Consider the following 22224-nt stretch of genomic DNA (forward strand, 5'->3'; position numbering starts at 1 on the left):
CACACTCCTGTTGTGGTGGTGCGGGATGGCGCGATCCGGGCCCGCGGGCCTGCTCGCCGGCATCCGGGAACGCGGCCGCCGAATTGATCAGTCGGCCGACGCAAGCTCTTGCTTTTCGAGGGCGGACGGGGTCCGTCCGCCCTCGCCTGCCGGCGCCTACTTCGCCGCGTCGACGAACTCGGTCGTGTAGGTCTTCGATAGGTCGATCTGCTTGCCCTGCAGGCTCTTCGAGAAGGTCGACAGAACCTTCAGCACGGTCTGCGGTCCATCGGCCGGCATGCGACCATCCGGCGTGAACATCGCCTTGCCGCCTGCCAGGCCCTGAACATAGAGGTCCTTGCTGCCGGCGTAATAGTCCTTCGGCATCTTGTCGGCGATCTCCTCGGCCGAATGGCCGGCGATGAACTTCATCGTCTTGACGAAGGCGTTGGCGAGCTTCTGCGCCTCGTCCTTGTGACCTTCGAGCCAGCTCGACTGGACGTAGAACGAGGCAGCCGGGTAGTCGCCGCCGAGCGCCGCCTTGGTCTTTTCGGGCGTGCGCATGTCGACCAGGACCTTCGCCTCGCCGGTCTGGAGCAGCTTAGCGATGGTCGGCTCGGTGGTCATGCCGGCCTGGATCTGGTCCTGCTTGACGGCGGCGATGAAAGTGTTGCCGGCGCCGACGGGAAGCAGCGTGTAGTCGCCCGGCTTCAGGCCGCTGCGAACCGCGAGATACTGTGTCAGGAAATCGGTCGAGGAGCCGAGGCCGGTGACGCCGAGCGTCGCGCCCTTGAAGTCGGCCGGCGACTTGATTTCCGGGTGCTTGGCCGAGACCAGCTCGACCTCGCCCGGCGCCTGGCTGAACTGCACGATCGACTGGATGTATTTGCCCTTCGACTGCAGGTCGACGGTGTGGTCGTAGAAGCCGACGACGCCCTGCACGGCGCCGGCCAGCAACTCATTCTCGGCCTCGACGCCCGCGCGGGAGTTCACCAACTCCACGTCCAGCCCCTCGTCCTTGAAGTAGCCGAGCTGCTGGGTGAGCACGGCCGGCAGATAGATCTGCTTTTCCATGCCGCCGACGATGATGGTGATCTTGTCGGCTGCCGATGCCGTCGATGCGCCAGCGCCAATCATGGCAAGCGTCAGCGCCACTGAACGCAGGGCGCGTTTAGAGATGAAACGGGTCACTAGTCTTCCTCCACTGGGCGGCGCGCCGCGCCGCATTCCTCCTGTCGGCCGCTCCCAGGCCGTTCATGTGGCGACCGCCACAAAACTGTCATGGCATGGCCAAGCTTTCAGCTGGCTTTCAGCCGCTTTAGCAGCCGTGGAATGGAGTCCGGCGGGGTTTCCGGTCACAAGGCAGTGAAGCCCAGCACATCGCGCATGTCGTATTCGCCGGGCGGCCGTCCGGCGAGCCAGAGCGCAGCCGCGATGGCGCCGCGGGCGAACATTGAGCGGTCGCCGGCGGCATGCGAAAGCGTGAGCCTCTCGCCGTCGCTCAGGAAGCTGACGCTGTGCTCGCCGACGATGCTGCCGCCGCGCATAACGGCAAAGCCGATCTCGCCGGCATTGCGCGGACCAACGAGGCCATCGCGGGTGCGTCTCGCCACATCGTCCAGCACGACGCCACGTCCTCGCGCGGCCGCCTCGCCCAGCATCAGCGCCGTCCCGGACGGCGCATCGACCTTCATGCGATGATGCGCTTCAAAAATTTCGATGTCGCAGTCGTCGGCGGCAAGCGCCCTTGCCGCCTGCTCGGCCAGGCCGGTCAGCATGTTGAGCCCGAGCGAGTAGCTGCCGGAGCGCATGATGGCGACTTTCTTCGCGGCGTCGGCAATCGCCGCCAGTTCCGAGGCGCTGAAGCCGGTCGAACCGATTACCAGCGCCGGACCGCCGCGCGCCGCGCAGGCCTTGGCCAGTTCGGCGGAAGCCGCGGGCATGGTGAAGTCGACGACCACATCGGCAAGCGCCAGCGCTTCGTCGCGCTCGACCTGCCCCTCGCCCATGCTGCCCGGTCGATGGAAGCGCGCGACGAGCTGCAGCCGCGGATCGGCCGCGACGGCTTCCGCCATCTGCCGGCTCATGCGGCCGAGCGCGCCGGCGATGGCTATCCTGAGCGGCTGCGGCATGGCGATCCTGTCGAAAACTGAGTCGGAACAATCCTCTAGCACGCCGCCTTGGCAAATTGATTCAAACGACTGCAGGCCACGGCAAACGGGGCGAGACGAGAGCGAACTGTACACGAATGTGAAGGCGGCCGCGGACGAGATCAAGACGCTGGACGCGCAGGCGGCGAAGTAGCAAGGCTACGGGCCGCGACGGCGCTATTGCGCCTTGTCAACATGATCGAGGATCGCGCGATAGCGCCCGCATATGGCGGCATCCTGGTAGAAATCCACTTCGGTATCGATGATCTGGTCGAGGCTTAGTCCGCGATAATGCGCCTTTACCTTTGCCAGGACCTCTTGCGCTTGCCTGATTTCGCCGAGTTCGGAATGGCAGATGACAAGACGGATGAGCGACCACGGTGTTACAGTCGCCATTTTCGCGTAGCAGACGACTGCCTCGCGATATCGTCCGGCCGTCGTCAGAAGGACGCCACGGAAGTCGTCATACCATCCCACGGCGTATGGGTCGCGGCGCTGGGCTTCGGCTATCTCGTCAAGCCCCTCCTCCGGCCTGCCCGTGTGATTGAGGAAAATAGCGCGGATACTAAGAATGAATGGATCGTTCGGATTGAGCGCGACGGCCCGGTCAAGGCTGAATTCAGCCTGTTTGAACTGGCGCAGGTACAAGTGAGCGAAGCCGGTGGCGAGATGCCCATAGGCCTCGTCGGGATCAAGGTCCAACGCCGTTCTTGCGATCGCCAGTCCGGAATGCAAATGGCCGGGATTGTTGTAGTCCCAATAGTACTTGATCGACTCCACAAAGCTGAGCATGGCATGGGCGGCAGCAAACTGCGGATCGAGCTTTGCCGCCTGGCGCAGAAATGGTTCCGCTTCGAGCACAGTGTCATAGACCGCGGCCAGTTGCAGCGCCCGCAGATAAAACTCATAGGCCGACATGTTGTTGGTCGGGCGGCCTCTGGCGCGCGACGAAATCGCGGTTCTGGCCTGCCGAGCCAGACGCGCCGCGATCATCCGGGTGATTTCATCCTGGATGGCGAAAATGTCGTCGAGTTCCCGGTCGTAGTGTTCGCCCCAGATATGAGCCATCGACGACGCATCGGTTAGCTGCACGGCGATCCGCACCCTGTTGCCGATCTTCCGCACGCTGCCTTCGACGACGTATTGGACGCCAAGCTTGCTCGCCACCTCCGCCGGATCATGCGCCTTGCCGCGGAACTGGAAGGAGGAGTTCCGCGCGATGACCAGAAACTCCTTATACTTGCCAAGCTCGGCGATGATGTCCTCGGTGATGCCGTCGCTGAAATAATCCTGCTCCGGATCGCCGCTCATATTGTCGAAAGGAAGTATGGCGATGGACGGTCTGAACGACCGCGTAACATCCGCCTTAACCGCGAAGGGCCTGGGGCCTGCATATTTATAGCCGCGACCGTGCACGGTTGCGATAATCTCGGCAGACAGCAATTTTCGCAGCGCCGAAATGTGGACCTGCAGCGTATTCTCCTCCACCACCACGCCGGACCAGACCGCATCTAGAAGTTCGGTCTTGCCGATCACCTCGTCGGGTCTGTCGAGCAACATGGCGAGGATGTCGAAGGAACGCGCCGAAAGCTCCACCGGCCCTTTCGGGCCTAGCAACTGCCGTTCGGCTCGTCTCAAACGATAGTTCCCAAACTCCAAGTCCATTGGCCACCACCCTCGCGGGGAGGATAGTCCAAGATAACCCTGAAGGCGAACTTCAGGGCCGTTCGGGATTCTTCGCGTCAGGCAAATTCAGAGCCGTGCAGGTCTCTTCAGGTTCAAGCCAAGGACCTGCGTGGGAGGCAGCGCCATTGTCGCCGTTACAGGAGGACATCATGGCTGACATCCTCACCACAGGCCCGATCATAGTCCGACGCCTTAAACTGCTGCGGCGAGACTTTCCGAGGCTCGGCGCATCGCTCAATGCCATATCCGGTTTGGTAGGCGACGCACTCAAGATGGCTTACGTGGATCCCTACGCCAGTCTTGCGCGCCAATCGCGGATCGTCCCGGACGATGATCTCGAACGCCGAGATCCCACTTGGTGAGCGCAAGCAATGGCAGACCGCGAAGTGGGTCAAAGCGCCCTGAGCCACACCTTGTTGTCATGGACGGCGGCGCCGCCATAGGGCGCGGGCGCATCGGCGCCGGTCAGCACGTTGATGCCTTCGCCGCGCTCATGCGCGCTGTTCGGCCAGATGCCTTCGGCGATCACCACACCGCGCTTCACACCGTCGAAAAATTTTGCGTGCAGCACCACGTCGCCGCGCCGGTTGCCGACCTCGACGCGGCCGCCATCCTCGATGCCGAGCGCCACGGCATCTTCGGGATGGAGCAACAATTCGGGCCGGCCTTCCCTGGCCTTCGACACTGGCGTCTCGGCAAAAGTCGAGTTCAAAAAATTGCGCGCCGGCGAGGTCGCCAACCGGAACGGATGCTCCTCGTCCGCGATCTCGATCAGCTCGACATGATCGGGGAATTCCGGCAGCCGTCCCACCGGGCCGAACAGGCCCATGCTTTTCGGCGGCCGGTTGGGCGCCGACTGCCCGGTCCAGTTGGGCCGGAAGTGGAATTTCTTGTCGGCATGGCCGAAGCCGTTGATGAAATGCGCGTCGTCGAAGCCGGGCTGCAGGTCGACCCATTTCTCAGCCTTCAGGCTGTCGAAGCTGCCGAGCCCGCGCTTGCCGAGGATGATGTCGATATGCTCGCGCTCGGTCAGGCCGAAGCCCGGACGGTCGCCGACGCCGAGGCGCTTGGCGAGCTCCTCATTGACATAGTGGTTGGTTCGCGGCCCCTCCGGCGGCTCGATCAGCTTGGGACCCAGCGTGATGTGCTGGTTGCCGCCGCCCTTGTAGATGTCGTCATGCTCCAGAAACATCGTCGCCGGCAGCACGAGGTCGGCGAGCTTGGCCGTGTCGGTCATGAACTGCTCATGCACGCAGGTGAACAAATCCTCGCGCAGAAAACCCTTTCTCACCAGCCGCTGCTCCGGCGCGACATTGGCCGGATTGGTGTTCTGGATCAGCATCGCCGTCACCGGGGGACCGCCATAGAGCGCGTCGGCCGCGCCCGTCAGCACCGGGCCGATGCGCGAATGGTCGAGATAGCGCACCTTCGGGTCGCGCATCGCGGTGCCTTCCAGAACGTCCTGGTTCAGTTGGAAGATGCCGGAGTTGGAGTGGAAGGCGCCGCCGCCCTGATACTGCCAGGCACCAGTGACGGCGGCGATGCAGGAGACGGCATGCATGTTGACGGAGCCGTTGCGCTGGCGGGCAAAGCCGTAGCCGAGCCGGAAGTAGGTCTTCTTGGTGTTGCCGACGAGACGGGCGAATGCCTCGATCTCGGCGACCGATAGCCCGGTTATGGCGGCCGCCCATTCGGGTGTGCGCGTCCGCAAATGTTCTTCCAGCCCGCGCGGATCATCGGTGTATTTCTCGAGATAGGCGCGGTCGGCCAGCCCGTCGCGGAACAGCACATGCATGACCGCGCAGGCGAGCGCGCCGTCGGTGCCGGGCTTCAGCACCAGGCCGAGATCGGCCTGCTTCATCGTGGCGTTGTCGTAGATGTCGATGACGACGATCTTGGCCCCACGCTCCTTGCGCGCCCTTGTCGCATGGGTCATCACGTTGACTTGGGTGACCACGGCATTGGTGCCCCAGATCACCACGCAGTCGGATTTGGCCATCTCGCGCGGATCGGGCCCGCGCAGCGCGCCCGCCCCCATCATCCAGCCTGTCCAGGCGAGATTGGTGCAGATCGAGCCGAAGAAGCCCGAGTATTTCTTGGCGTGGCGCAGCCGCTGGATGCCGTCGCGCTGCACCAGCCCCATCGTACCGGCGTAGAAATAAGGCCAGACCGTCTCCGAGCCGTATTTTTCTTCGGCTGCAATGAATTTTTCCGCCACAAGGTCGAGGGCTGCTTCCCAGCTGGCTTCCTTCCAGGCGCCCTCGCCCTTGGCGCCGGCGCGCACCAGCGGTTTCAGCAGCCGGTCGGGATGGTGGACGCGGTCGGCATAGCGCGCGACCTTGGCGCAGACGACACCCGCCGTATAGCTGTTCGCCTTGGCGCCGTGGACGCGGCCGATGCGGTTGTCATCGAGCAGCTCGACTTCGAGGGCGCAGGTGGAGGGGCAATCATGCGGACAGGCCGAATGGCCGATCCGGAGCTTGGCGTGCTGGTTCATGCGAAGTGTGTAGCGGGTTTTGGAGGAGAGGTGTAGGGCCAGATGGGCTCCCCCTTCTCCCCTTGCGGGAGAAGGTGGATCGGCGCGTAGCGCCGAGACGGATGAGGGGTGTTGGAAGAAATGAGGCGGTTGTCTTGCAAGGCAACTGCGAAGCTGGAATCAAACCTAATGTCGGCTACTCAGTGATGTTTTTATACAGCGCGCAATAAGCGCCGCATTTCGGGCAGCGCATGTGCCGCTCGATATGATCTTCGCCTGCCTTGGTGTCGAAAACTTTGAGGTCCGCTTCGCCACATTCCGGGCATTTGACACTTGCGTTCGAGTCGACCGCCAGAAGGCTGCCTGCATTGATCCACAATTTTCTGGACATCGACGTTTCCCGCACCGCTTTACCCAATTCCAGCGTCTCACTCCGCTGGAACACCCCTCATCCGTCTCGGCGCTGCGCGCCGATCCACCTTCTCCCACAAGGGGAGAAGGGAAATAGCGTTACTCCGCGATCCCTTCCTCATACTCCGCCGACATCGTCAGCCACTTGTCCTCGTTTTGCGCCAGCGTCTGCGCAAGTTGCGAGCGCTCCTTGGCGAGCTGCGTCGCGGTCGAGGGGTCCTTTTCGTAGACCGCCGGATTGGCAAGCTCGTCCTCGATCAGGTCGATGCGCTTGCGGATGCGGTCCATGAGCGCCTCGGTGGCGCGGATTTCCTTGGCTAAAGGCTCCAGTGCCGCACGGCGCTGGGCCGCCTCGCGGCGGCGATCGGCCTTGGACGCCTTGTCCGCCTCCTTCTGCTCACGGCGGTTGGCGGAAACGCCGGTGACCAGCGTCTTATAATCCTCCAGGTCGCCGTCATAGGGATTGACCGCGCCGTCCTTGACCAGCCACAGCCGGTCGGCCGTCGCCTCGAGCAGATGCCGATCGTGCGAGATCAGGATCACCGCGCCCGGAAAATCGTTGAGCGCATGGATCAGCGATTCACGGCTGTCGATGTCGAGGTGATTGGTGGGCTCGTCGAGGATGAACAAGTTCGGCCCCTCGAAGGCCGACAGCCCCATCAACAGCCGCGCCTTCTCGCCGCCGGACAGATCCTTGGCGGCGGTGTTCATCTTCTCGGTGGTAAGCCCAAACTGGGCGACACGGCCGCGCACCTTCGATTCCGGCGCCTCCGGCATCAGCCTGCGAACATGCTCGTAGGCGTTTTCCTCAGGCCTGAGATCGTCGAGCTGGTGCTGGGCAAAGATCGCCACCTTCAGCCCCGGCGCCACCGTCATCGTGCCGGTCTCCTGCTTCAGCCGACCGGACAGAAGCTTGGCGAAGGTCGACTTGCCGTTGCCGTTGGCGCCGAGCAACGCGATGCGGTCATCGGCATCGATGCGCAAGGTCATCTTCTTCAGGATCGGCTCACCGGGCGTATAACCGACACTGACGTTGTTGAGCGCAACGATCGGCGAAGCGACCGTCTTCACCGGCTCGGGAAAGGAAAACGGCCGCACCGTGTCGTTCACGATCGCCGCGATCGGCTTCATCTTTTCCAGCGCCTTGATGCGCGACTGCGCCTGCCTGGCCTTGGAGGCCTTGGCGCGGAAGCGCTCGACGAAGGATTCCATATGCTTGCGTGCGGCTTCCTGCTTGATGCGGCCCTTCTCCTGCTGTTCCTTTTGCTCGGTGTACTGGCGCTCGAACTGGTCGTAGCCGCCGCGCCAGAAGGTCAGCTTCTTCTGATCGAGATGGACGATCGAGTTGACGGCGCGGTTGAGCAGGTCGCGGTCGTGCGAGATCAGCAAGACCGTTTGGGGATATTTGGAGACATAGTTCTCCAACCACAGCGTGCCTTCGAGGTCGAGATAGTTGGTCGGCTCGTCGAGCAGGAGCAGGTCCGGCTCGGAGAAGAGCACCGCGGCCAGCGCCACGCGCATGCGCCAGCCGCCGGAGAAGAACGAGGCCGGACGCTTCTGCGCGGCATCGTCGAAGCCGAGGCCGGCAAGGATGGTGGCCGCGCGGGATTCGGCCGAATGCGCGTCGATATCGGCCAGCCGCGTGTGGATCTCGGCGATGCGATGCGGATCGGTCGCGGTCTTTTCTTCTTCGAGCAAGGCCTGGCGCTCGACATCAGCCTTCAGCACGATGTCGATCAGCGGCTCCTCGGTTCCGGGCGCTTCCTGCGCGACCTGGCCGATGCGCGTGCTCTTCGGCAGGCTGATAGAGCCCGTCTCCGAAGGGAAATCGCCGGTGATCGCCTTGAACAACGTGGTCTTGCCGGTGCCGTTGCGGCCGACGAGGCCGGCCTTGGTGCCGGCCGGCAGCGTCAATGAGGCATGATCGAGAAGCAGCCGCCCCGCCATGCGCAGCGTAAGGTCGTTGATGATAAGCATAAGCGGGCTTTTGCACGGGACATCGACGCTTCGCAAGAGCCAGCGCCTGGACGAGGGCCCTCCGCGCGCTGTCTACGGCCATTCGGCAAAAACTCGACGGACTGGAACCAGTTGCCTGCCGGAGCGTTTTGGAGCCCGTGATCCGCTATCTCGCCCTCGCCTTCATTTTCTTCCAGGTCGCCACGACAACCGCGCTGGCGACGCAGGTGGTTCTGTTCGAAGACGAGACCGCTCACATTGCTCTCGCCGCTGAACCCGCGAGCGGGCTGCAGGGCCAACCAATCTCGCCCCAAGCGGCCAAGATTGCGAACCGGCTGGAGACGCGGGAGCCGAAACACCTGTTGATCCAAATCGATTCCGGAAAAGCATCCTAGGCTTCGCCTTATGATTGACGAAGAGGCTGGCGGACACGCCCTTCTATCCTGCCGGCCTGCCGGAATGTCTCCCCTCAAGGAAGGATTGTTCGTTCCTCTGCTTTCGCCCGGTCACACTTTGCTTGCCACGTCACAGGTTTGGCGTTGATCGCCGCGGTTGTCTCAACCTATGCTGGCGCGAGCGGCGGGTTCGGCTCAAGCAGAGGACAGATCAGATGTCAGCCAAGACCTCGCTCCTTTCGGCCTCGCTGGCGGTCGCGATTTTCGCAGTCGTCGCCGGCCTGACCATGCTTCCCACCACTCCCGCCGCCCGTGCGGCAACCATCGACTGCGCGGCAGCGAAGACGCAGGCCGACCTTGCGACCTGCACGGCCGCGAATGCCGCTTCGGCGGACGCGGGGCTCAATGCAGTCTACAAGGAGCTGGCGGGACGTCTGGCTCCCGCCGACCTGAGGCGCCTGCGCGAGGCGCAGCGCGCCTGGATCCCGTTCCGCGACAAGGAATGCGCCTTCCGCACCGAGCCCTATGCCGATGGCTCGGTATATGCGACCCTCGTCGAGACCTGCAGACAGGACTTGACGAAGGCGCGGCTGGCGCAGTTACAGCACCAGTTGCAATGCCACGAAGGCGACCTCTCCTGCGTGCCGCAAAGCGGCGGCGGTGCCGCGCCTGCGACGGCTGGCGCCACACCTGCGACGGCTGGCACGGCGTCTGCGAAACCCGCCGCTGCACAGCCAAGCCGGAACGACACGCGGCCATGCGTGCAATCCGCGGGAAAGGCGAAGTCGGACCAGTATGTCTCGCAATGCGTCCAGGTGTCGCCGGCGACCAATCCGCCCTGCAACGGGCAGAACGCGTGCGACATGATGATCGACGAAATCAAGCGCGGCTGCGCCGTGATCGGCAACGACAACCCGCCCGCCTTCTGCTCCGCGTACAAGAACTAAGCCGCACCCGACGTCGCTCCTGACTGCCACGGCGATCAACATTCCCGGGGAAAGATCAACCCGTCGCAAGCAGACAACCGCAAGTTTGCCTCGTGCTCAATATTGATGCAGCAAGAGACGATACCACCAAAAAGGCGGCGAAATCTTCTGACCCAAGCATGATGCTTATCAAAAATTGATTTCAGTTTTTATCGCAAACCTGCGACCTTGCCGATGCGCCATGAGTCGTGAGTTGGCGCCAACGATAACTTGATCCAAGAAAACTTGGCTCTGGCATTCAGGAGCTCACGATGGGCGCGGCGATCAACGATCCACGCACGTTGCGATATGTCGCGGAAATCACGCGCAAGCTGGCGAAGATGCTCTCGCGCACGCGCTACAACATGCTCGTCTACCTTCTTGAGATGACGGCTGTCGAGGCGGAGAGCCTGGCCAACGAGCAGGACCCCAAGCAGGTCCGGCCAGCGGAGCCGCCTCAGGTCCTCGGCTGAGCGCTCGCCGTAAGGCGGTCCAGAGCGTTTCACCGTTTCGAGAAACGGTAAATCGCTCTATCTCGCTGTTTTGACGCAGTTCCGGGCGGAAAGGCTACGCCGAAGTCGCCGAGCCTAACCGCTCACACTTTTTCTGGAATTGCTCAAGGACGGCGAGACATTCCAGCCTGTGCGCCTCGATCACCGGCGGAGCGTCGCATTCGATGATGGCGCGCTCGAACCGGTCGAGCGCGTCCAGCACCGCAAGCAGGTCGCCGGACGGACTGCCCAGCGAAAACAGGATGCGCCGCGCCTTGACGCCGTGAGCCGCATTCACTGAGCACTGCGCAGCAATCCCGCGGCGCAACGCGGCAAGGTCGGCCAGATGGTCGCGCAATGGCCATGGCGCGACATCATCCGTTGCGGGCAACATGCCTCAGGCCTTGACCTTACGCTTGCCCTTGCTCCTGGCCGCGTCGCCGCCGGCCGGCTTGCGGCCGAGGCCGGAGGATTTGGCCAACGCCGAGCGGGTGGCCGAGTAGCTCGGCGCCACCATCGGATAATCGGCGGGCAGGCCCCATTTGGCACGATATTCGTCCGGCGTCAGGTTATGATCGGTCGCGAGGTGACGCTTCAACGACTTGAACTTCTTTCCGTCCTCCAGGCACACGATGTGGTCGGGGAAAACCGAGCGCTTCGGGTTGACCGCGGGCGTCTGCGCCACCGCCTCCTTGACAACGCTGCCGGTGGCGAGCCTGCGCACCGACGCGCTGACGCTGGCGATCAGATCGGGCAGGCCGGAGGCAGGGAGCGGATTGTTGCCGACATAGGCCGAGACAATGTCGGCGGTCAGTTCGATTGCAGTCTTGTCGTCGATGTTGGACAATTTTTTCACCTTCTGCTGGCCCTCAAATCGCCAGCTCTTTTTTTAAGACTTTCGTCGGTGTATCGAATTGGACCTGTCCCCCAACGGACCGTCCAGAGTCAGTAAAGCTACGAGACTCAATACCGGGTGATGTTTCTACACGGATTGGAAACGCGCAAGTTAGGAATTCTAATAGCTATAGCGCACGCTTTATAGCACCGGCCGCCCGCCTGGATAGGTAAAAGGGGCTACAGAACTTCAACCTACGGTAGGAGTTGCTGAAAAATCGAAGTTCAGGCCAAGTTCCAGCACGGCAACGGCAATCTACCAGCCGAATGCTCGACCATGCGCGATTCGGCGGCCCCATGGCAAATCGCTCATCCGGCGGCGACACCGCGCCTGAGCTCGGCAGGCGGCCTCTCCGCGAGGATCTCCAGCACGCGCTTCCAGCGCGCGCAGCGGCTAAAGTCCTTCTGCTCGATGGCCTTTTCGGCCTTCATGGCCGCATAGAGCGGCGCCTCCGCGCCAAACTCCCTGACCAGCCAGTGCGCCTCCTGCCTGGCGCGGCGTTCGTCCTCGTCAACGGCCATTTTGGACATTGTGCCTGCTCTCCGTACCTTCGATGCCGACCGCAAGGCAGCTGCCAATGACGAGGACGGCGCCGGCAACAGCCGTCATCGACAAGCTTTCGCCCGAGAGCGTCAGCAGAAACGTGGAAGCTATCGGCGTCAGATAGGCGACGACCGCTATCCTGCCGCCGTGGTCGAGCTTTGCCGCGCGCGACCAGAAATAATAGCCGAGCCCCATCGGGCCGGCGCCGAGATAGAGGCCGAGCAGAAGATGCGCGCCGCTCGGGCGCACGACGCCATCATGCAGGCACCAGGCGAAGGTGAGCGCGACACCGATCAGCGCCGAAGGCAGGAGCAGCCGCTCGGGCGACACGGCGAGGCGGCCGACAGCGAACGAGTAGAAGGCCATGCAGAGAGCGGAGCCGAAAGCGGCGAGATAGCCGACAAGGCTGCCGCCTTCGAACCATGCCCCGTTGGACCAAAAATGCGCGCGGCCGCCGGAGATCACCAGCGCCACGCCGACGAAACCAAGCGCCGCCGCCAGCCCGAGCAACACCGGACGCCGCGGCCTGCCAAGCAGGATGACCGCCGCGGCAGTCATCAGCGGCCAAGTATAGGCGACAAGGTTCGCCTCGATGACCGGCGCCGAGGCGAAGCCGATATATTGCAGGACCATGGTGCCGACCAGGCCGAGGAAGCCGACGAGATAGGCGAGCGCGGCATTTCCCTTCTCCCCTTGTGGGAGAAGGTGGATCGGCGCGAAGCGCCGAAACGGATGAGGGGTGTTGGAAGGAACTCCGGCGTCGGCGATCCGTCCAGCACCCCTCATCCGACTGAGCTTCGCTCGGCCACCTTCCCCCACAAAGGGGGAAGGAAAGAGCCGGATCAGCGCGAAAACAATCGTCGCGCCGCAAAATTGCAGGAACTGCACTTGCGACACCGGATAGACGGCAAGCAACGTCTTGCCGACCAGGGCGTTGGTCGCCCACAGCGCCACGGCGCCGAGGGCGAAGGCAAGCGCCGCGCCGAGGGCGCCGGAAAGGCTTTGGCTTTCCGGCATGACCGGCCCGAGGCTCAGCGACACTGAAGGCGGCTGACACTCGACCGGATCATCGGTCATTACCAAGACTCCCTCGCCCCGCCGGAAACCGCTTCCGCCGTCGGCTGCGGCACGGGATGTTCCTCGGCATGGCGGCGGTAGGCGGGCAGCTGGTTGGTCCAGACATCCTCGGCCAGCTCGTTCACCCAGGCACGGTCATGGTCGTTGTCGGCGGCGAGGTAGAACATGCGGTTGTCGTCGACATAGGGTTTGGCCGTCGAGCGCTGGTTGAGCACCAGGGTGACGCGCTCGCCGAGCTGGATCGGCGCGGTGCGGTGGAGCACACCGAGGAACTGACCGAGCGTGGCGTAGTTCATCTTGTGGTCGATGCGCATGATCTTGTTGCGCGGCAGCTCGCGGCCGGATTCCAGAATCGAGCGGCCGGTCTCGGAATCGTCGCAGTAGATTTCCAGATGACCGCCGATGAGAGGATCGCTGATCGACAGCGGAATGAGCTCCGTCACCGGAACGCCGTCGCAATGCCATTCGACCGCGCCATCCCTTGGATTCATGAAGGTGACGGTCGAGCCGACGATCGACAGCGGATAGGGCTCGAGCTTGGTTCCCATCATGTCGGACAATCTTTCCAGGCGCAGCTTGTCGTGCAAGAGCTCCTTTATCTCGGGAATATAGCGGTCGGCACCAGTGATGAAGGTGAGGTCGAGGTGCTTGTGCACGGCATGGCTGGCCTTCAATTTGAGCGCCGCTTCTTCGATAGCGGCAAGCAGAGCCGGGTCGTAACCGTGACGATACTGGGCGACGCCGAAACCCGACACTTTCCAGGAGGTCTCATGACCAATGATGGCCTCGCGGCTCATTGCACAGCGCAGTTCGGGAATTGTATGGGCGTTCATTCTATTTTCTCCAAGATGGGGGCAACACTTGGTTAACAGTCATTTAAACGCCTACCCCTGTAAATTTAGGAATGCTGGTGGTAGCGTAAGCCCAGCTTAAGGTCGAACCCCGTGCGACTGCTCAGTCAGGTCAATCTCAATTCGCTGAAAATCGTGGAGAGCGCCGCGAGGCACAGGAATTTCACGCGTGCCGGCGAGGAGCAGTTCATCACCGCTTCCGCCGTCAGTCAGCGCGTCAAGAGCCTGGAGGACCAGCTTCGCTTCAAGATCTTCGAGCGCGGCGGCAACGCGGTGTCGCTGACGCCGGAGGGCGAGACCTATGTGGCGCGCGTGCGCGAGGCGCTGGAGCGGATCGTGGCGGCCAGCATGGAGGCAACCGGCCAGTCGCAGGCGCATGTGTTGCGGATCTGCGTGCTGCCGACCTTTGCGGCGCGCTGGCTGTTTCCGCGGCTTTCGGCCTTCCAGCATCAATATCCCGACATCGAGATGCGGGTGTCGACCTCTTACGCCACGCATGAATTCTCGACTTCGGAATACGACCTCGAAATCCGTTATGGCGACGGCAATTTCCCCGGTCTCACGTCGGAGCTGCTGTTCAAGGAAGACCTGACGCCGGTGTGCAGCCGCAAACTCTTCCATGAGGTGCTGGGCGACAAACCGCTGTCGAAGGTGGTGCCGCAGGATCTGCGCTACTTCACGCTGCTACACTCTGACACGTGCACGCAGAACTGGCAGTCGTGGCTGGGCTTTGCCGGCGCGAGCTTCGTGCTTGACGAAACGAGGAGCGTCTATTTCGATAGCTGCATGATGTCCTACGAAGCGGCCAATGCCGGCATGGGCTTTGCCGTCGCCAACCGCGCCTATATGGCAAGCGACATCCGCGCCGAACGGCTGGTGGCCCCCTTCGCGGTCCACCATCCCAACACGGCGGGTTGGTATTTCGTCAGCCCCATCAAGGCGGTCGGCGCCCGCAAGGTCGAGCTGTTCAAGCGGTGGATCATGGCCGAGGCGGCGCTGACGCAGCGCCAGTTGGACATCGAGATCGCCAACGTGCCGGTACGGCGCGTGGCGATGGCGTGAAGGCCAGTCTTCCACGGATGCTCACTTGAGCGAATCCCGCACCATCGGAGGCCTCGCAATGACGGGCCCTGCAAAATTTCGTGATTTTCCGGTGGCTCCATAGCCGGCTACCGCGATCGCACCATGACGCGAAGCGGAGACTCAGCTATCTTGTGTTGTGCGGCGGGCCTGATTTCCCGCTTGGCCGGCGCTACCCAGCTTCCTCCCAAGCAGCGCCGGCCTTCTTCGTTTGAGCCCGACGATATGCCCTGCCCTATTGCTTCGGCGGCGTGCCCGGCTGATCGCCGCCGGTGGTCGATTTCGGCACAGGGTTCTTGTCGACCTGAGGGTTCTGGTTGACTTCATCGCCCGGCGCCTTGGTGGGCGGCACGCTGTTGTCGCAGGCGGCGAGCACGAGCCCTGCCGCAAGAGCCAGCAGCACAGGAAGCTTCTTCATGACGACCTCCTCTCGTTCGCTCCTTTGAGGGGCAAACGGGGCGGTGGCGGTTTGGTTGCGTTGACCGGCGGGAACCAACCGATCCGAGTCCGGTTGGAATCCCGAGCCAATCGAACGCAACGAGGAAACTGATTATGGTCCGCCTTCTGCTTGCCGGGCTTTTTGCCTACACCGCCTATCGCGTCGCCGTGAGGATCATCGACGAGGTGCCTGGAGACGTCGCGCCGCTGGATATGCCGGGCGACGAGAGGCGCAATTTGCGGCGCCAGTCGGCGGCGATGGGGGTCGAGCCGAAGCGGTAGCGGCTCTTTCGATTGGGAATAGCCCCTTCCGGTGAAGCGTGGATGCCGGCGCAGCCCCTCTCCGGCCGCTTCGCGGCCACCTCTCCCCCCCTCGCGCGGGCCGAGGAAATTATTGCGAACAAAGCGGAAACGATGCTTGATGGGCGATGAACATCGCCGCTCGTGATTCGTCCTTCGAGGCGCCCGCCTATCTTGGCCGGCTGAACGATGCGCAGCGGCTGGCGGTGATGCATGGCGACGGCAAGGTGGCGGCGCCGCTGCTGGTGATCGCCGGCGCCGGCTCCGGCAAGACCAACACGCTGGCGCATCGCGTCGCCCATCTCATCGTCAAGGGCGCCGATCCGCGCCGCATCCTGTTGATGACCTTCTCGCGCCGCGCGGCGGCCGAGATGGCCAAGCGCGTCGAGCGCATTGCCGGCGAGGTGCTGGGGCGCGACGCGGCAATCATCGCCGACGCACTCGCCTGGGCCGGCACTTTCCACGGCATCGGCGCGCGACTGCTGCGCGACTATGCCGAGCAGATCGGCCTCGACCCGGCCTTCACCATCCATGACCGCGAGGATTCGGCCGACCTGATGAACCTTGCGCGGCACGAGCTGGGATTCTCGAAGACCGAAAGCCGCTTCCCCACCAAAGGCACCTGCCTGCAGATCTATTCACGGGCGGTGAATGCGCAGGCGCCGCTGGGAGAAGTGCTTGGCTCAGCCTTCCCCTGGTGCTCAGGATGGGCCGAACAGCTGAAAGAGCTGTTCGCGGCCTATGTCGAGGCCAAGCAGGCGCAGAACGTGCTCGATTACGACGACCTGCTACTCTACTGGGCGCAGATGGCGGCCGAGCCGGAGATCGCGGCGCATCTCGGCGGTCGCTTCGATCATGTGCTGGTCGACGAATACCAGGACACCAACCGGCTGCAGGCCTCGATCCTTCTGGCGCTGAAGCCGGACGGCGCCGGGCTGACCGTGGTGGGCGACGATGCGCAGTCGATCTATTCCTTCCGCGCTGCCGAAGTGCGCAACATCCTCGATTTCCCAAAGCAGTTCGTGCAAGCAGCCGCGGTGATCATGCTGGAGCGTAACTACCGCTCGACCGAGACGATCCTGGCCGCCGCCAACAAGGTCATCGGCGAGGCCAGCGAGCGCTTCACCAAGAATCTATGGACCGAGCGCCGGTCCTCGCACAAGCCGCAACTGGTCAGCGTGCGCGACGAGGCCGAGCAGGCCAACTATGTATGCCAGGCGATCCTGGCCGAGCGCGAGGCTGGCACGGCGCTGAAGGCGCAGGCGGTGCTGTTCCGCACCTCGAGCCATAGCGGGCCGCTGGAGGTGGAGCTGACGCGCCGCAACATTCCATTCGTCAAGTTCGGCGGGCTGAAATTCCTCGATGCCGCGCATGTCAAGGACATGCTGGCGATGCTGCGCTTTGCCGAGAACCCGCGCGACCGCGTCGCCGGTTTTCGCGTGCTGCAGCTTATGCCGGGCATCGGCCCTTCCGCCGCCTCGCAGATCGTCGACGCCATGGCGACGTCGCTGGACGAGACGCTGGGCCTGGCACGGTTCCGGCCGCCGCAGCGCGCGGCGCAGGACTGGCCGGTCTTCCTCGACATCTATGGCGGCTTACGCGCCGGCGCCAAATGGCCGGCCGACCTCGAGCGGATCAGGCTGTGGTACGAGCCGCATCTGGAGCGCATCCATGAGGACGCGATCACGCGCCGGGCCGATCTCCTCCAGCTTGAGCAGATCGCATCGACCTATCCGTCGCGCGAGCGCTTCCTGACCGAGCTCACCCTCGACCCGCCCGACGCCACAAGCGACCAGGCCGGGCCGCCGCATCGCGACGAGGATTATCTCATCCTATCGACCATCCATTCGGCCAAGGGCCAGGAATGGAAGAACGTCTTCGTGCTCAACACCGTTGACGGCTGCATCCCGGCCGATCTCGGCGTCGGCACCAAGGAGGACATCGAGGAGGAGCGGCGCCTGCTCTATGTGGCGATGACCCGGGCCAAGGACAGCCTGCATCTCGTCGTGCCGCAGCGCTTTTATCCGCACAACCAGGCGGCGCGCGGCGACCGCCACGTCTATGCCTCGCGCACGCGCTTCATCCCGGCCTCGATGCTTTCGGCCTTCGAGCAGTCGTCCTGGGCGAGCGCCGCGCTCAAGGACGACCCGCGCCAGCGGCCGGGCGTCAAGGTCGATCTCGGCGCCCGCATGCGCGGCATGTGGAAATAGGCTGCCTGGCCGTTCCAGCCACTGCAAGGCAAAGAGCCCGATTTGTCTCCGTCAGCGGGGGGCACGCCATCCTTGAGAAAACAGCGGCATGCGTGGAACCTCCCGCCGCAAGCCGCGTTGTGTGGCGTCCTTCCCCAGCCAGGGAGGCTCGCCGCCTCCGCAGCCAACTGACGAGGTCCGAATGCACGACAGGACGTTCTTCACACCGGTCGCCCTCAGCGTCGGCGCCGGCCACAAGCGCATGATCGCCTCGCTGTTCGACATGCATGATTTCCTGACCGAGTTCCCGCCGTCGCGCCGCCGCCTCAGCTATGGCGCCGCGGTGAAGGCCTGCGAGGCCGCGCGGAATGGAGAAATCCCGGTCGAGGTCGCGCGCGATGCGCTGATCACCTTCGCGGTGACGGCAGGCGTCTTGTGGCCTTCGGAGCAGCCGGTCGTCTCGGTCAAGCCGGTGGCGCGCGGCTATGGCGGCTTCGCCGCCTGAATTTTACAACAGAAGACCGCCCTCCCGGAAAGCCCGCCTTCAGTGGCGGGTTTTTCCGTGCCGTCATTCCGGCTTCGCGGCCGCCGGCGACGTTTCTGCAATCGGCGCGACCGGTTCGGCCGCGGTCACGAAGGGATAGACGAGCTGCTGGTGATAGAGCTGCGGCACCGGCTCGTCGATGCCGTATTTTTCCGGCATATGTTGCGGCATGAACAAGGTGCCGCCGATCAGATCGAGGACGGGCAACTGTCCGGCGAAGTTCTTGTCATAGGCCTGGCGTTCGTTGGCATGGTGCCAGTGATGAAACTGCGGCGAGGCAATCAGCCATCTCAGCGGCCCGAACTTGATGCGGGTGTTGGAGTGGATGAACACCGACTGCCAGTGATAGATCAGCACATAGATGAGAACCGCTTCGCCGGAAAAACCCAGGGCGAAGAGCGGCAGGAACGAAGCCGACTTGGTCAGGATCTGATCCACCGGATGCACGCGGTGGCCGGCCAGCCAGTCCATCTCCTCGATCGAGTGATGGATGGCGTGAAAACGCCACAGGAACGGCACCGCGTGAAAGGCGCGATGGGCAAAGTAGAAGCCTATATCGGCGATGAGCAGAGCCTCGATCGTCTGCAGCCATAAAGGCTGCGACCGGACGGCGGCCGAAAGCGCCTCGGGAACGACGCGCGGGACCACCAGCATCGCAGCGCCGATCACCAGCAACAGGCCGAACTTGATGACGATGCCGTTGAAGAGCAGATAGAAGACGTCGTTCAGCCAATGCCGGCGCGTGGCCGATTGCTCGGCATGCAGCGGCAGGAGCTGCTCGAGCGGAATGAAGATGAGGGCGATGACCAGCACCGCCTTGTAGTCGATGAGATCGAACACGGTCGCTCGCGGATCGGCTGAGGCCAGTCTCCGACACTAGCCGCCAAAGAATGAACGGACCGTTGCTGGCATACGCGGCGCTGCGAAATCGCGTGAAAACTTTCGACGGCTGCGTGAAACACCACACGGACGGTTGCCGTTCACAATGTCAGTTGCGGACGCGCTTTAAGTCTTTGTTTTGATGCATGTTGTTGTCCCGGAACTGTTGCACACTTCCGGCGACATGCATCGGGAGGGCGGATGTTTCTCGATCGCGAGCGTTTCAAGCCGGCGGCCGAAATGCGGCTTGGCCGGGACAAGTCGTCGATCCGAGTGACGATAACCGATCCGAAGGCCTGCGAACTCGGCGAAGCCGTCTATGCCTGGGTCACCGCCGACGGCAAGGCGGTCAGGATCGGCACCTGCGGCGCCTCGGCGGGCAAGCGCCTGCTTTCCTATCCCGGCTACATCAATCGCAGCCTCACGGGCCGCGGCGGCGCGACGCCTAAATGGGAAGCGCTGAAGTGGCTGAACCTGCTCGCCGAACACGGCATGCTGATGGCGGTGGTGCATCAGCCGGGGTCGACCCCGACCGCGGCGGGCCCGATCAGGCCTATCTCGATGTCGAGCGCCAGTTGATCCGCCAGCAGAGGCCGCTGCTCAACCGCAGGCACCGTTGTCCTCGGATTCAGTGGACCGTGCCGGCGGCATCGCCCGCCGGCCCGCCGCGCGGAATCTCGAAGCTCACCTGGTCGCGGCCATTGGACTTGGCCTTGTAGAGATGGCGGTCGGCGACCTGGAACATGTCATGGTAGGTGGTCGGGCCGCTGAAGGCGGTGCCGCCGATGCTCACGGAAAGCGGCCAAGGCCGCCCGCCGGGCGCAAACTCGGCCTCGCGGATGCGGCGCCTGATGGATTCGGCGACCAGAAAGGAGCGTGCGGCGTCGGCGCCGGGCAGGAAGACCGCGAATTCCTCGCCGCCGATGCGTCCGACAATGTCGGCGCCGTGCAGTTGCCCCTTGATCGTCGCGGCGATCAACCTCAGCGCCTGGTCGCCGCAATCGTGACCGAGGCGGTCGTTGATCGATTTGAAGTGATCCGCATCGACGATCAGCAGCGCGCCGGTGTCGGCGACCGTTTGGTCGCGCGCCCGCTCGAGATAGGCTTCGACCAGCATCGAGAAGGCACCGCGATTGAAGACCGCCGTCAGGCTGTCGGTCGCGGCAATGACGCCGAGTTCCTTCTGCGTGATGGCCAGCTGGCGCATCTTCCACATCAGGAAGAACAGGAAGGAGCCGCCAAGGACAAGCGGCAGGAAAAGGTCCGTGAGTTGCGCCCAAAGCAGCGCCTGCGGCGACAGCGAGGGGAAATTGAAGGAATCGACGAAGAAAGCGGCGGCAATGAAAAAGGCGGTACCGGCGGCGGTGACCACCACGACCCTGCCCCAACTTGTCGGGGACAAATCGATGCGCATGCCCTTTGCTCCCACTGCAACACGCTTATTGTGGAGCGCGAGCGCAAAAGAAGTCCTAACATATTAGCTTCAATGCAAGTGTGGTTAATACGCCGTCGGCACCGCCTGCCGTGGTAGGCAATCAGAAAGCCCACCACGGATGCGGAAGGCTCTCCGACTGATCGGAGGCCTCGTCAGGCACCGCCGGCCGCAGCCGGCAATGCGGCAGGCGTGCCGCGGAGCCTCACGGCCGGTCCGATGCTCCCGGTTGGCCGTTGGCTGCATGGTATTGCCCCGCTGCAACCGGTCGATTGTCCAGCGGGAGAACAATATCGGCTTCAATGCAAGCTCGGTGCGCGCAGCAATAACGCGAAGTAACCGGCAGGCCCGTCTCCACGGCGGCGGGCTCTGCCTTTCCTTTTAGTGGGCTGTCGAGCGGCCCGAACCACCCACGGTGCCACCGATGCCACCGGTCGAGGTATTGCCGGAACCTATGGTGGAGCCGGCGGCCGAGCCGCCGATACCGGCGTTGAAGCCGCCGGAGCCGCCCACCGTGCCGGTGCCGCCGACGCCGCCCGTCGCGCCAAACGAGGTACCAGTATTGGGGATGATTGTGCCTGTGGCACCACCAATCGAGCCGCTGGTGCCGGCGTTCAAGCCGCCGGCGCCGCCACCCACGGAGCCGGTACCGACGACGCCACCGGTCGCACCGAACGAGGTGCCGGTAGTTGTATCCATGGCACCGCCAATCGAGCCGCTGGTGCCGGCGTTCAAGCCACCGCCGCCACCTACTGTGCCGACGCCGCCGATGCTGCCCGTCGCACCGAACGGGGTGCCGGTGGTCGTGCCCATGGCACCGCCGATCGAGCCGCTGGTGCCGGCGTTTAAGCCGCTGGCGCCGCCCACCGTGTCGGTGCCGCCGATGCCGCCGGTCGCACCGAACGAGGTGCCTGTCCCGGTAGTCGTGCCCGCGACGCCGCCGATCGAGCCAGTAGTGCCGGCGTTGAAGCCGCCGGTGCCGCCCACGCCGACGCCGCCGATGCTGCTGCCAAAGCCCGTGCCGAGACCGGTTGAGCCGCCCATCGAGGAGCCCGTGCCGGCGCTCGCGCCGCCCGGGCTACCCGCCGCAACGCCAGTGTTGCCAATACCAAAGCCGATATCGAGACCGGCGGCATTCGCCGGCACGGCGAGAATGGCGATGCCGCCGATCAATGTGCCGGCGATTTTTTCTACGATACCATTCATGGCATTCTCCTTCGTTGCCACTTTTTTTCGCACTGCATCGCCGGACTGCCGGGTCCGTGCGCATGCCTGTGCGAGAGGGAATGAAGGGAATACGAACGGGCTCGGTCAGGGTTCCATTTTTTTCAAGGAAAAATTCGCTGATTCCGCGTCTTCCTTGATGGTCGAGTTTGATCGACAATCGGCTCGCGGAAAAGCCTGGACCATGCAGCGCTCAGGCGTAGGCGCGACCTTCCTCGGAGCGCTGGAACAGTGCCAGGTCGAGCGACACCGAGGGCCGGCCG

General features: G+C 63.7%; 25 protein-coding genes. 10 read left to right on the forward strand and 15 right to left on the reverse strand.

Translation table 11 applies throughout. The annotated features are described in order from the left end of the window. Positions 1-156 precede the first annotated feature (156 nt). From LB552_RS23365 to LB552_RS23375, 3 genes are all read right to left on the reverse strand, one after another. A complete protein-coding gene (locus LB552_RS23365; protein ID WP_224525199.1) occupies positions 157-1116 on the reverse strand; it encodes an ABC transporter substrate-binding protein in 960 nt (319 codons plus the stop codon). 218 nt (positions 1117-1334) lie between these two features. Further along, entirely contained in the window at positions 1335-2111 is a 777-nt protein-coding gene (dapB, locus tag LB552_RS23370) for a 4-hydroxy-tetrahydrodipicolinate reductase (protein WP_224610534.1), read from the reverse strand. Positions 2112-2306: 195 nt separating this feature from the next. Further along, positions 2307-3794: a winged helix-turn-helix domain-containing tetratricopeptide repeat protein gene (locus LB552_RS23375; RefSeq protein ID WP_224610536.1), complete on the reverse strand. Its 1488-nt coding sequence runs from the start codon at positions 3792-3794 to the stop codon at positions 2307-2309. Positions 3795-3964: 170 nt separating this feature from the next. On the opposite strand from LB552_RS23375, the gene LB552_RS23380 reads away from it, so the two are divergent. Continuing rightward, positions 3965-4177 carry a hypothetical protein gene (locus LB552_RS23380; protein ID WP_224610538.1) on the forward strand — a complete coding sequence of 71 codons (213 nt, stop codon included), beginning with the start codon at positions 3965-3967 and terminating at the stop codon, positions 4175-4177. Positions 4178-4206: 29 nt separating this feature from the next. On the opposite strand, the gene LB552_RS23385 is transcribed toward LB552_RS23380, so the two are convergent. The 3 genes from LB552_RS23385 to LB552_RS23395 all read right to left on the reverse strand — a co-directional run bounded on the left by LB552_RS23385 (position 4207) and on the right by LB552_RS23395 (position 8679). After that, positions 4207-6312 carry a molybdopterin-dependent oxidoreductase gene (locus LB552_RS23385; RefSeq protein ID WP_224610540.1) on the reverse strand — a complete coding sequence of 702 codons (2106 nt, stop codon included), beginning with the start codon at positions 6310-6312 and terminating at the stop codon, positions 4207-4209. 175 nt (positions 6313-6487) lie between these two features. Next, positions 6488-6682, reverse strand: coding sequence for a hypothetical protein (locus LB552_RS23390; RefSeq protein ID WP_224610543.1), 195 nt, complete (start codon positions 6680-6682; stop codon positions 6488-6490). Positions 6683-6801: 119 nt separating this feature from the next. Further along, positions 6802-8679 carry an ABC-F family ATP-binding cassette domain-containing protein gene (locus LB552_RS23395; RefSeq protein WP_224610545.1) on the reverse strand — a complete coding sequence of 626 codons (1878 nt, stop codon included), beginning with the start codon at positions 8677-8679 and terminating at the stop codon, positions 6802-6804. 137 nt (positions 8680-8816) lie between these two features. Between LB552_RS23395 and LB552_RS23400 the strand changes: the two genes are divergently transcribed. The 3 genes from LB552_RS23400 to LB552_RS23410 all read left to right on the forward strand — a co-directional run bounded on the left by LB552_RS23400 (position 8817) and on the right by LB552_RS23410 (position 10491). Then, on the forward strand, positions 8817-9053 hold the full coding sequence (locus LB552_RS23400) for a hypothetical protein (protein WP_140846071.1): 237 nt from the start codon (positions 8817-8819) through the stop codon (positions 9051-9053). 215 nt (positions 9054-9268) lie between these two features. Then, positions 9269-10000 carry a lysozyme inhibitor LprI family protein gene (locus tag LB552_RS23405; protein WP_224610547.1) on the forward strand — a complete coding sequence of 244 codons (732 nt, stop codon included), beginning with the start codon at positions 9269-9271 and terminating at the stop codon, positions 9998-10000. A gap of 290 nt (positions 10001-10290) precedes the next feature. Beyond that, positions 10291-10491 carry a hypothetical protein gene (locus LB552_RS23410; protein WP_095767070.1) on the forward strand — a complete coding sequence of 67 codons (201 nt, stop codon included), beginning with the start codon at positions 10291-10293 and terminating at the stop codon, positions 10489-10491. Between the two features lie 94 nt (positions 10492-10585). On the opposite strand, the gene LB552_RS23415 is transcribed toward LB552_RS23410, so the two are convergent. The 5 genes from LB552_RS23415 to LB552_RS23435 all read right to left on the reverse strand — a co-directional run bounded on the left by LB552_RS23415 (position 10586) and on the right by LB552_RS23435 (position 13857). Continuing rightward, positions 10586-10903 carry a hypothetical protein gene (locus tag LB552_RS23415; protein ID WP_224544028.1) on the reverse strand — a complete coding sequence of 106 codons (318 nt, stop codon included), beginning with the start codon at positions 10901-10903 and terminating at the stop codon, positions 10586-10588. A gap of 3 nt (positions 10904-10906) precedes the next feature. Next, entirely contained in the window at positions 10907-11356 is a 450-nt protein-coding gene (locus tag LB552_RS23420) for a MucR family transcriptional regulator (protein WP_140846068.1), read from the reverse strand. Between the two features lie 356 nt (positions 11357-11712). After that, positions 11713-11934 (reverse strand): hypothetical protein, encoded by a 222-nt coding sequence (locus LB552_RS23425; RefSeq protein WP_224544029.1) that lies wholly within the window; start codon positions 11932-11934, stop codon positions 11713-11715. Further along, complete coding sequence (locus tag LB552_RS23430) at positions 11915-12964, reverse strand: DMT family transporter (RefSeq protein WP_224610567.1); 1050 nt, start codon at positions 12962-12964, stop codon at positions 11915-11917. The genes LB552_RS23425 and LB552_RS23430 overlap by 20 nt, the downstream gene beginning before the upstream one ends. A 59-nt stretch (positions 12965-13023) precedes the next feature. Next, complete coding sequence (locus LB552_RS23435; RefSeq protein ID WP_181174920.1) at positions 13024-13857, reverse strand: hypothetical protein; 834 nt, start codon at positions 13855-13857, stop codon at positions 13024-13026. 111 nt (positions 13858-13968) lie between these two features. On the opposite strand from LB552_RS23435, the gene LB552_RS23440 reads away from it, so the two are divergent. Beyond that, the gene (locus LB552_RS23440) at positions 13969-14937 is read left to right on the forward strand and encodes a LysR substrate-binding domain-containing protein (protein WP_224610549.1); all 969 of its coding nucleotides are present in this window, start codon (positions 13969-13971) and stop codon (positions 14935-14937) included. Between the two features lie 253 nt (positions 14938-15190). On the opposite strand, the gene LB552_RS23445 is transcribed toward LB552_RS23440, so the two are convergent. Beyond that, on the reverse strand, positions 15191-15373 hold the full coding sequence (locus tag LB552_RS23445; protein WP_140846066.1) for a hypothetical protein: 183 nt from the start codon (positions 15371-15373) through the stop codon (positions 15191-15193). Between the two features lie 134 nt (positions 15374-15507). Between LB552_RS23445 and LB552_RS23450 the strand changes: the two genes are divergently transcribed. From LB552_RS23450 to LB552_RS23460, 3 genes are all read left to right on the forward strand, one after another. Beyond that, positions 15508-15675, forward strand: coding sequence for a hypothetical protein (locus LB552_RS23450; RefSeq protein ID WP_181165039.1), 168 nt, complete (start codon positions 15508-15510; stop codon positions 15673-15675). Positions 15676-15821: 146 nt separating this feature from the next. Continuing rightward, positions 15822-17903: an ATP-dependent helicase gene (locus LB552_RS23455; protein ID WP_224610551.1), complete on the forward strand. Its 2082-nt coding sequence runs from the start codon at positions 15822-15824 to the stop codon at positions 17901-17903. Between the two features lie 181 nt (positions 17904-18084). Further along, positions 18085-18387, forward strand: coding sequence for a DUF982 domain-containing protein (locus LB552_RS23460; RefSeq protein ID WP_224610553.1), 303 nt, complete (start codon positions 18085-18087; stop codon positions 18385-18387). Positions 18388-18450: 63 nt separating this feature from the next. Here the strand turns inward: LB552_RS23460 and LB552_RS23465 are convergent, their stop codons facing one another. Next, positions 18451-19266 carry a sterol desaturase family protein gene (locus LB552_RS23465; protein ID WP_224610555.1) on the reverse strand — a complete coding sequence of 272 codons (816 nt, stop codon included), beginning with the start codon at positions 19264-19266 and terminating at the stop codon, positions 18451-18453. Between the two features lie 240 nt (positions 19267-19506). Between LB552_RS23465 and LB552_RS23470 the strand changes: the two genes are divergently transcribed. Further along, the gene (locus LB552_RS23470) at positions 19507-19884 is read left to right on the forward strand and encodes a hypothetical protein (RefSeq protein WP_095767060.1); all 378 of its coding nucleotides are present in this window, start codon (positions 19507-19509) and stop codon (positions 19882-19884) included. 49 nt (positions 19885-19933) lie between these two features. Here the strand turns inward: LB552_RS23470 and LB552_RS23475 are convergent, their stop codons facing one another. Together LB552_RS23475 and LB552_RS23480 are read right to left on the reverse strand one after the other, a co-directional pair. Continuing rightward, entirely contained in the window at positions 19934-20719 is a 786-nt protein-coding gene (locus LB552_RS23475) for a GGDEF domain-containing protein (protein WP_095767192.1), read from the reverse strand. Between the two features lie 399 nt (positions 20720-21118). After that, the gene (locus tag LB552_RS23480; protein WP_224610557.1) at positions 21119-21943 is read right to left on the reverse strand and encodes a hypothetical protein; all 825 of its coding nucleotides are present in this window, start codon (positions 21941-21943) and stop codon (positions 21119-21121) included. Between LB552_RS23480 and LB552_RS23485 the strand changes: the two genes are divergently transcribed. Next, positions 21942-22224: hypothetical protein (locus tag LB552_RS23485; RefSeq protein ID WP_224610559.1), on the forward strand; the 283-nt coding region annotated here is incomplete at its 3' end. The two genes, LB552_RS23480 and LB552_RS23485, sit on opposite strands and share 2 nt — an antisense overlap.

The organism is Mesorhizobium sp. CA7, from assembly GCF_020165015.1.
Lineage (GTDB): Bacteria > Pseudomonadota > Alphaproteobacteria > Rhizobiales > Rhizobiaceae > Mesorhizobium.

Bases quoted from the DNA above. Each gene is read 5' to 3' on its own strand.
- LB552_RS23365 (WP_224525199.1), bottom strand. From the start codon at position 1,116: ATGATTGGCGCTGGCGCATCGACGGCATCGGCAGCCGACAAGATCACC.
- dapB (WP_224610534.1), bottom strand. From the start codon at position 2,111: ATGCCGCAGCCGCTCAGGATAGCCATCGCCGGCGCGCTCGGCCGCATG.
- LB552_RS23375 (WP_224610536.1), bottom strand. From the start codon at position 3,794: ATGGACTTGGAGTTTGGGAACTATCGTTTGAGACGAGCCGAACGGCAG.
- LB552_RS23380 (WP_224610538.1), top strand. From the start codon at position 3,965: ATGGCTGACATCCTCACCACAGGCCCGATCATAGTCCGACGCCTTAAA.
- LB552_RS23385 (WP_224610540.1), bottom strand. From the start codon at position 6,312: ATGAACCAGCACGCCAAGCTCCGGATCGGCCATTCGGCCTGTCCGCAT.
- LB552_RS23390 (WP_224610543.1), bottom strand. From the start codon at position 6,682: ATGTCCAGAAAATTGTGGATCAATGCAGGCAGCCTTCTGGCGGTCGAC.
- LB552_RS23395 (WP_224610545.1), bottom strand. From the start codon at position 8,679: ATGCTTATCATCAACGACCTTACGCTGCGCATGGCGGGGCGGCTGCTT.
- LB552_RS23405 (WP_224610547.1), top strand. From the start codon at position 9,269: ATGTCAGCCAAGACCTCGCTCCTTTCGGCCTCGCTGGCGGTCGCGATT.
- LB552_RS23410 (WP_095767070.1), top strand. From the start codon at position 10,291: ATGGGCGCGGCGATCAACGATCCACGCACGTTGCGATATGTCGCGGAA.
- LB552_RS23415 (WP_224544028.1), bottom strand. From the start codon at position 10,903: ATGTTGCCCGCAACGGATGATGTCGCGCCATGGCCATTGCGCGACCAT.
- LB552_RS23425 (WP_224544029.1), bottom strand. From the start codon at position 11,934: ATGTCCAAAATGGCCGTTGACGAGGACGAACGCCGCGCCAGGCAGGAG.
- LB552_RS23430 (WP_224610567.1), bottom strand. From the start codon at position 12,964: ATGCCGGAAAGCCAAAGCCTTTCCGGCGCCCTCGGCGCGGCGCTTGCC.
- LB552_RS23435 (WP_181174920.1), bottom strand. From the start codon at position 13,857: ATGAACGCCCATACAATTCCCGAACTGCGCTGTGCAATGAGCCGCGAG.
- LB552_RS23445 (WP_140846066.1), bottom strand. From the start codon at position 15,373: ATGAAGAAGCTTCCTGTGCTGCTGGCTCTTGCGGCAGGGCTCGTGCTC.
- LB552_RS23450 (WP_181165039.1), top strand. From the start codon at position 15,508: ATGGTCCGCCTTCTGCTTGCCGGGCTTTTTGCCTACACCGCCTATCGC.
- LB552_RS23455 (WP_224610551.1), top strand. From the start codon at position 15,822: ATGAACATCGCCGCTCGTGATTCGTCCTTCGAGGCGCCCGCCTATCTT.
- LB552_RS23460 (WP_224610553.1), top strand. From the start codon at position 18,085: ATGCACGACAGGACGTTCTTCACACCGGTCGCCCTCAGCGTCGGCGCC.
- LB552_RS23470 (WP_095767060.1), top strand. From the start codon at position 19,507: ATGTTTCTCGATCGCGAGCGTTTCAAGCCGGCGGCCGAAATGCGGCTT.
- LB552_RS23475 (WP_095767192.1), bottom strand. From the start codon at position 20,719: ATGCGCATCGATTTGTCCCCGACAAGTTGGGGCAGGGTCGTGGTGGTC.
- LB552_RS23480 (WP_224610557.1), bottom strand. From the start codon at position 21,943: ATGAATGGTATCGTAGAAAAAATCGCCGGCACATTGATCGGCGGCATC.